The 6,146-nt window shown below is 61.1% G+C and carries 14 protein-coding genes; 6 read left to right on the forward strand and 8 right to left on the reverse strand.

From position 1 onward, the window contains the following. The first annotated feature begins 72 nt into the window (after positions 1–72). Both OXS49_RS22290 and OXS49_RS22295 read left to right on the forward strand, forming a co-directional pair. Positions 73–288 (forward strand): hypothetical protein, encoded by a 216-nt coding sequence (locus OXS49_RS22290; protein WP_267426766.1) that lies wholly within the window; start codon positions 73–75, stop codon positions 286–288. Further along, entirely contained in the window at positions 285–686 is a 402-nt protein-coding gene (locus tag OXS49_RS22295; RefSeq protein WP_267426767.1) for a DUF2958 domain-containing protein, read from the forward strand. Before OXS49_RS22290 ends, OXS49_RS22295 begins: the two co-directional genes overlap by 4 nt. A gap of 49 nt (positions 687–735) precedes the next feature. Here OXS49_RS22295 and OXS49_RS22300 read toward each other — a convergent pair whose 3' ends face one another. The 5 genes from OXS49_RS22300 to OXS49_RS22320 all read right to left on the reverse strand — a co-directional run bounded on the left by OXS49_RS22300 (position 736) and on the right by OXS49_RS22320 (position 2,710). Further along, the gene (locus OXS49_RS22300; RefSeq protein WP_267426768.1) at positions 736–1,146 is read right to left on the reverse strand and encodes a hypothetical protein; all 411 of its coding nucleotides are present in this window, start codon (positions 1,144–1,146) and stop codon (positions 736–738) included. A gap of 121 nt (positions 1,147–1,267) precedes the next feature. Beyond that, on the reverse strand, positions 1,268–1,624 hold the full coding sequence (locus OXS49_RS22305) for a hypothetical protein (protein WP_267426769.1): 357 nt from the start codon (positions 1,622–1,624) through the stop codon (positions 1,268–1,270). Next, positions 1,608–1,925, reverse strand: coding sequence for a hypothetical protein (locus tag OXS49_RS22310; RefSeq protein WP_267426770.1), 318 nt, complete (start codon positions 1,923–1,925; stop codon positions 1,608–1,610). Before OXS49_RS22310 ends, OXS49_RS22305 begins: the two co-directional genes overlap by 17 nt. Positions 1,926–2,138: 213 nt before the next feature. Then, entirely contained in the window at positions 2,139–2,351 is a 213-nt protein-coding gene (locus OXS49_RS22315; protein ID WP_267426771.1) for a hypothetical protein, read from the reverse strand. A gap of 2 nt (positions 2,352–2,353) precedes the next feature. Then, positions 2,354–2,710: a hypothetical protein gene (locus OXS49_RS22320; RefSeq protein WP_267426772.1), complete on the reverse strand. Its 357-nt coding sequence runs from the start codon at positions 2,708–2,710 to the stop codon at positions 2,354–2,356. Positions 2,711–2,992: 282 nt separating this feature from the next. Between OXS49_RS22320 and OXS49_RS22325 the strand changes: the two genes are divergently transcribed. Together OXS49_RS22325 and OXS49_RS22330 are read left to right on the forward strand one after the other, a co-directional pair. Then, complete coding sequence (locus tag OXS49_RS22325) at positions 2,993–3,682, forward strand: division plane positioning ATPase MipZ (protein ID WP_267426773.1); 690 nt, start codon at positions 2,993–2,995, stop codon at positions 3,680–3,682. Beyond that, a complete protein-coding gene (locus OXS49_RS22330) occupies positions 3,683–4,057 on the forward strand; it encodes a hypothetical protein (RefSeq protein ID WP_267426774.1) in 375 nt (124 codons plus the stop codon). On the opposite strand, the gene OXS49_RS22335 is transcribed toward OXS49_RS22330, so the two are convergent. From OXS49_RS22335 to OXS49_RS22345, 3 genes are all read right to left on the reverse strand, one after another. Continuing rightward, positions 4,026–4,286, reverse strand: a complete 261-nt coding sequence (locus OXS49_RS22335; RefSeq protein WP_267426775.1) for a hypothetical protein — start codon at positions 4,284–4,286, stop codon at positions 4,026–4,028. The two genes, OXS49_RS22330 and OXS49_RS22335, sit on opposite strands and share 32 nt — an antisense overlap. A gap of 193 nt (positions 4,287–4,479) precedes the next feature. Further along, the gene (locus OXS49_RS22340) at positions 4,480–5,001 is read right to left on the reverse strand and encodes a hypothetical protein (protein WP_267426776.1); all 522 of its coding nucleotides are present in this window, start codon (positions 4,999–5,001) and stop codon (positions 4,480–4,482) included. 17 nt (positions 5,002–5,018) lie between these two features. After that, positions 5,019–5,318: a hypothetical protein gene (locus OXS49_RS22345; RefSeq protein ID WP_267426777.1), complete on the reverse strand. Its 300-nt coding sequence runs from the start codon at positions 5,316–5,318 to the stop codon at positions 5,019–5,021. A 30-nt stretch (positions 5,319–5,348) separates the two neighbouring features. Here OXS49_RS22345 and OXS49_RS22350 point away from each other — a divergent pair, with 30 nt between their 5' ends. Further along, positions 5,349–5,912 (forward strand): hypothetical protein, encoded by a 564-nt coding sequence (locus OXS49_RS22350; RefSeq protein WP_267426779.1) that lies wholly within the window; start codon positions 5,349–5,351, stop codon positions 5,910–5,912. Continuing rightward, a partial coding sequence (locus OXS49_RS22355; RefSeq protein WP_267426781.1) for a hypothetical protein occupies positions 5,909–6,146 on the forward strand: 238 nt, incomplete at its 3' end. The genes OXS49_RS22350 and OXS49_RS22355, both read left to right, overlap by 4 nt.

The following is a 6,146-nucleotide window of genomic DNA, read 5'->3' on the forward strand; positions in this document are numbered from 1 at the left end:
GTCCCGCCGGTGCGGCTCCTTCGGATGACATGGCCGGCAATGAAGCCGGCCCGCTCAAGAAGGAAGAAACGCATGACTGACAGCGACACAACCAAGGGCCGGAAACCCGACCTGACAGCCTACTTCGTCGCCGATCGAGACGGTGCGCCGTGGCTACCGATCGGGGCCGCCTGGAGCCACCAGGACGGCGAGGGCAGCAGCCTCAAGCTGGATCTGATCCCGAACGCGCCAGGCCGGATCGTCCTGCGCAAGCCGAAAGCGGCCGAAGCTGAAGGGGATGCAGAATGATCCTTTTCACCAAGCCCCAGCTGGCAAAGCTGCTCGCCAACGGCACCGCCACTGCCGCCGCTCTTGCGGCAGGACGGGAGCCGCCGGACCACAAGCCCGTGGTCAAGCTGTTCACGCCGGACGCGGCCGCGTCCTGGCTGCTCACCGAGATCGACCCGGAGGAACCGAATATCGCTTTCGGCCTGTGCGACCTCGGCATGCAGTGCGCCGAGATCGGCAGCGTCAGCCTGGCCAAACTGCGCGCCCTGCGCGGCAGGCTTAGACTGCCCGTCGAGCGGGACCGCCATTTCGAGGCGACCCACCCGCTATCGGTCTATGCGCGTGCCAGCATGGTTCATGACTGTATCGTCACCGATCCTGCCCGGCTTGACCGAGCCGCAGCTGAGCCCGTCAACTAAGCACCCAGACAGGGGAAAGCCCGGCATCATGCCGGGCTTTCCTTGCCCGTCAGGGAATGAGATCGCGCTTGCGTACCGTCAACTGACCCGTGCCGCCCTGCTTTTTCTCCGCGCGTCTGCTGAATAGGCCGAACAGCCTTTCGATCCGGTTTTTCCATGCCTGCCGGGACCGAAGGGCCTTATGCTCGGCCCAGGTCATGTTTTGCGCGATCAGGCGATTGGCCTTTCTCTTGGCCGCCGCCTCGGCCGCCTTCGCCGGGGTGTGATCGGGGTTGAGACGATACAGGTTAAGATCATCGCGGTGCTGCTCGGCCGCACCTTCCCTAATAAGATCGCCCAAAGCCCAATCAGACAAGAAATTCAGAGCGCTTCTATCGATGCTCACCCATTCATGAGTTAGGCGTTTGCGCCATTCATCTATCATGAGTTCCGTGAAATCTTCTGGCTCATGGTCGGCCATGGTTTTTCCTCCAACGTGTCACGCGGGCATCGGACTCACCACGGACTTACCGGCTCCGGCTCCTACCCTTGCCGGAATTGTCGAATTTGAACGCCCCGAAGCTTGCAGCCTTGGCCGTGCGTTACCGAAGGTCCAAATCGTCAATCGAGCGATGGGCGGCCGCGATTGCCTGGGCCACAGCTTTCGCCAAAGTCTTGCGTTCCGCAAGCTGGTGTTTTCCTAGAAATTCCTCGCGCGCTTTTGGCGACTGCGCCAACGCGAAAGCTTGTCCTATCCCTGTGTCGGGGGCCTTTTCCTGCATCATCCGGCGCAGCATCGCCACGCGCCAGGCCATCGACAGCAAGCCTTCGCCGTAGAGCGTATCGCGTTCCTTTTGCTGCCGATCGAGCAGCTGGCGCCACTGCCCTTCGATACCGGGGCGCAGGGCCACGGAGCGTTCTATTTTCAGCGCCTCGATTTCATCATCGCTGAAACTCATCCGCCCCCGGCTTGGCCGACGCCTCCGGCGCATCGGCCCAATGATGTTGCGGGCCGTCGTAAGCCACTGACGATGCGGTTGGCGTGGGCTCGGGCGGTTCCTTGAAAGGATCGCCGGGGCTGGCGGTGATCCGCGCATAAGCCCCTTCATGGACGCGGCGCGTGATCGATAGCGCCAGGGCCGCCGTCTTTGGCTCGGCCGCCGCCATATCGAGGGCTGAGAAAGCCTCTTTCAGCAGGGTTTCCGCAATCAGCGGCCAGTCCGCGGCTTGCCCGTCATCACGGCCGAACAGCTTGAGCATAAAGGTTCGGACATGCAGCGCACCCGCCGCCGCCGTGGTTGGCTTCGCGGGCTTGGCGGTCCTGGGTGCAAAGCGCGGTCCCTTCGCCATTACAGCGAACCTGTATCAGTTTCGCGGTAAACGCCCGCTGAGGGGCTTCCGGGTTTTTTGGCTAACACCCTAGCGCGATAACCGCCGGAAGCCCCTACAGCCTTAAATTTGGCGATCTGGGGCCTATTCGTCATCTGCACCCTTGCTGTCCTTGGGCGGCATCATGACAACCCGATCCGTCGCACCGACCGGCCAGAAATCGACGCGGCCGCTAAAGCCGGTCCCGTCCTTGTTTTCCCAGACCGCGCCGAAGCGGACCCATCTTGTGCCTTTCGTGCCGTCGCCTTTGTCGTATTCGAGCGGCACCATCAAATTAAAATCGGGTTTACCGGCCATGTTCAGGGTTCCTTTGGTTCATTGTTGAAAGCATCACCGGTTTGAAGAAACCGGATCGAGAAGCAGAACGGCGCAATCGCCGCTTCCGCATCTTTCTGGAATGTCCGCCAGACCTTAGCGGGTGGGCGGGCCTCTAGCCCTGCCCTCGCCGCTTCAAAGGCCCCGAACAAATTGGGAGCGCCCGTGTCGATCTCATTCATCAGCCGGGCATATTCGCGCTGCGCCACGGCCGCCGCGTTGTATCCGTCGAAGTGATATTCCAATGATGCAAAGACCGTATCCTCAAGGCCGACCATATCGACCTGGGACCAGTCCTGAATATCGTCGCATCGATCAAATTTTATCGTGGCTATAGTCACGGATACATCGTAACAACTTGATTATTAACATTAGTTAAACATCGTCGCGGGCATGCTATGCAGATGATAGCATTATGATATTGCTATGCTAACGATAGCGGAGCGCGTGCGATATTGACCCGCGAGCCAGCCGCTAACGTCCTGTTAGCAAGGTAGCGACATGCTAGCAGGCTGTTATGGTCAAGCTTCATGTGATAGCCTGCTGCTATCGGCCTGTTAGCGTTCTGCTCGCAGGCACCCCGCTAACATCATGCTATCAGTCCAATATCAAAGGGTGGAACTATGCCAACAATCGTCTTTGCCAGCCCTAAGGGTGGGGCGGGAAAATCCACGTCCGCCAATCTCTTGGCTACGTCCCTCGCGCACCGTGGCGCCGCCGTGACCGTGATCGACGCCGACCCGAACAGGCCGCTTGCCAAGTGGGCCAAAAGGGCAGGGCGACCGGAAAACCTGACCGTGATCGAGCAGACCAAAGAAAGCAGCATTATCCAGGCGATCGAGGACGCCGAACGCCAGACGCCTTTCGTGATCGTGGATCTTGAGGGTACGGCCTCGCAGATGGCGACCTTTGCCGTCAGCCGTGCCGACCTGGTCGTCATACCGTGCAAGGGATCGCAGCTCGACGCCGTTGAAGCCGCCGCCGCGGTTGTCATGGTGGCCGATTGCGAGCGCATGGTTCAGCGCCCCATTCCGTGCGCCGTCCTTATCACCCAGACCAGCCCCGCCATTCAGACCAAGAGCCTCGCCGCCATCGAGGAGCAGCTGACCGGCCGAGGCGTCCGCCTGTTTGGAACGCGATTGCACGAGCGGGATGCCTTCCGCGCCATCTTCGCCTTTGGCGGTACGCTTCGCAGCCTGACAGCAGCCCAGGCCCGCAATCTGCCGGCAGCGATCGAGAACGCCGACGCCTTCGCGGCCGAGGTTGTGAAGATGCTGGAAGCCGCCCCGGTTCAAGCGCAGGCGGTGGCGTAAATGAACAGCGAACGCGCCGACATTTTTGCGGATGCCGATATGGACCTTTCCAAGTTCAAGCCGAAAACGGGCGACAGTCCGAAAGGCCCCGGACCGGAAGCCCTGGCCGGCGCCGGGGGACCGAAATTCGCAAGCCGTGATCCGGCCTCAGCGCCGCCACCGCCTCAGGTAAAGCCGACGGGCGGCAAATGGCGCTATCGGACGGGCAGGGACCAGCAATTCAACACGCGCGCCAGCCAGGCGACGATCGACGGTTACAACGCCCTCGCCGAGCGTCTGAACTGTCCAATCGCGGAAGTGGTGGAACGTGCGCTGCATGCCCTGCAAAGGGAAACGACCGGCCTCAGTGAAGGCGAAGCGAGCCCCGTTCGGTAAACAGCCGATCGACATAGGCCACAGTCGCCCTGCCGCCGGCATCGTCCCGACGCGGCAGGACTGCCCGAATGACCCTGATCTGGTCCGCCTGGTCGCGGAACGTCGCTTCCATGTCCGCCAGCATGGATTGCAGGAATGCGCGGTGCGCTTCCGTCATGGTCGAGCCGTCCAGCGTGGCCTGCAGATCCGCCGCCGTATGCAGCATCTTTTCCAGGGCGCTTTCTGGCATTCTGCCTCTTTCTGAAATCATCTTTCGGGTGCGCCAGCACCCCTGCCACGTGGCGAACGCGGGGGGCAGAGTGGAAAGGGCGGCCGTCAGGCCGGGACCGGACCCACGCGCAGCCGCAGGAACGGAGTGACGAGGCGAGCATGGGGAGGACCCGCCCCTTGCAGCGTCGTTGGGGGCAGCGCCCCCAGCCTTGCTACGATGCAGCCGGTTCAGGATCATCCCAGATGGCCAGAACCTTTGCGATAGCGACGATTTCCTGCGTCTGGTTCCCGTCGCGGCGCATCGTGTCGAGATCGGCCACGGCTTCACGCATGGCGCTCAGACGGCCGAACGGGATCGGCGGCAGATCGGTGATGACTTCCTCACCGCCGCCAGCCCTTTGCAGCACGATCCTCGTGCCGGGTTGGTAGCTTTCAACGTCCGCAGCATGAAGGTAGCGAAACAGGCTTTCCGCCGCGAGCGTTCCATATGCTTCGAGGACGCACAGAGCGGTTTGAATGCCCTCGGCCGTTTCGCCCTTGCCCTGTTCAGGGTAGGGGCGGCTTTTGATCGGATGGACCGCCATTTCACGCGCCAGTTCGTCCGAGTCCCGCCGTTCCATCATATCGATAGCGACCCGCAGCAGATCGGTCGCGAAGGTTTCAGGGTCGCGGTTACCGTGCGCCTCGGCCAGCAACTCGACACGGGAATGATAGCCGTCGGGGATGATCGTCATCTTCGCTCATCCTCATTTCAGTCATTGGACGGGCGCGAGTATGCCGATAGCAATCGCCGCCAGCCTCGCGTGCGGACCAGTCCCCGCGTCACGTAGCGGTTGCGGATCGTATCGATGGCAGCAAACGACAATATGCTTCCCAGGGTGACGATGATGAACGCCCATTTCGCTTTTTCCGAAGGGGGTGCGCCAGGTGGCAAAAGGAGCTCAGCCGCGTAGATCAATAAGACGACCTGGTGCAGCGCGAAGGCAATCACCAGCAAGCCCGAGCCGATACGTTGCCAGAGAGGCACAGGCGCGATTGCGTCGGTTGCCATAGGCCGAGCCTCATGCGGTGATACTGTATAGTGCCGCGCTTTGCCGACGTTGAAAAGGTCATGGCCATGCAGCCTGTCCCGATAGCGATCCTGCCGATGCAATGGACGGTTTTGCCGGACCTTCAGCAGACGCCAGACCTTGACCATACGGACGCGGCTTGCATGGCGGAAATCCGCGACGTTCTGGAGCGCCACGGAAAACTGTCACGCTTCGCGCTGCACCTGGCTCACCGACATTTCGAACTGGCCCCCGGTGAAGTCCTGATCGAAAGTCCCGATCCTGACGGCCGTACCCAACACGTCACGGTTGGCAGGCTTGAAGATGCACCGCAGGCGCGACCTACGACATGGATGTTAGGCCCCGATCTATTTGCTGGTGGCGTGTATTGTGTTTGCGTGACAAGCACTTATTCTGGTACGTCCTGTAGCAGACATGGCAAGTCCGACACGCCATCCCCTGAACATCTGAAAAGAGAAGGGGAGCGCGATCAGGCTGTTGCCGAGGATAAGGCCCGTTTCGAGAATAGCGGCATCGTCGCGGGGCATGATTTTAAGCGTGAACGCGCCCGCAAGATTGAACCCGACCCGACATGAACGCCCTGGCGCAACTGATCCAAGATGACGCAGTAAAACCATTTAATTTCGAGGGTAACGACTGGTGGCAGCTTACCGAGGAGGAGGCCGCGATATTCAAGATCGACGGCGCGCGCTTCCCTTTGATGGTTTCGGCGTTCGGCGCTTTCGAGGCGTTTGTCGGCCGCGTGCAGGGGTCGGATTGGGACATGAAGCATGAAGCCGAAATCGCGTTAGCCCGCCTCAACTGTCAGC

It is taken from the genome of Methylobacterium sp. GC_Met_2 (assembly GCF_026540795.1).
GTDB lineage: Bacteria > Pseudomonadota > Alphaproteobacteria > Rhizobiales > Beijerinckiaceae > Methylobacterium.

Coding starts and splice junctions, on each gene's coding strand:
- OXS49_RS22345 (WP_267426777.1), bottom strand. CDS start 5,318: ATGGCAACCGACGCAATCGCGCCTGTGCCTCTCTGGCAACGTATCGGC.
- OXS49_RS22315 (WP_267426771.1), bottom strand. CDS start 2,351: ATGGCCGGTAAACCCGATTTTAATTTGATGGTGCCGCTCGAATACGAC.
- OXS49_RS22295 (WP_267426767.1), top strand. CDS start 285: ATGATCCTTTTCACCAAGCCCCAGCTGGCAAAGCTGCTCGCCAACGGC.
- OXS49_RS22300 (WP_267426768.1), bottom strand. CDS start 1,146: ATGGCCGACCATGAGCCAGAAGATTTCACGGAACTCATGATAGATGAA.
- OXS49_RS22335 (WP_267426775.1), bottom strand. CDS start 4,286: ATGCCAGAAAGCGCCCTGGAAAAGATGCTGCATACGGCGGCGGATCTG.
- OXS49_RS22310 (WP_267426770.1), bottom strand. CDS start 1,925: ATGCTCAAGCTGTTCGGCCGTGATGACGGGCAAGCCGCGGACTGGCCG.
- OXS49_RS22330 (WP_267426774.1), top strand. CDS start 3,683: ATGAACAGCGAACGCGCCGACATTTTTGCGGATGCCGATATGGACCTT.
- OXS49_RS22340 (WP_267426776.1), bottom strand. CDS start 5,001: ATGACGATCATCCCCGACGGCTATCATTCCCGTGTCGAGTTGCTGGCC.
- OXS49_RS22290 (WP_267426766.1), top strand. CDS start 73: ATGACTGACAGCGACACAACCAAGGGCCGGAAACCCGACCTGACAGCC.
- OXS49_RS22325 (WP_267426773.1), top strand. CDS start 2,993: ATGCCAACAATCGTCTTTGCCAGCCCTAAGGGTGGGGCGGGAAAATCC.
- OXS49_RS22305 (WP_267426769.1), bottom strand. CDS start 1,624: ATGAGTTTCAGCGATGATGAAATCGAGGCGCTGAAAATAGAACGCTCC.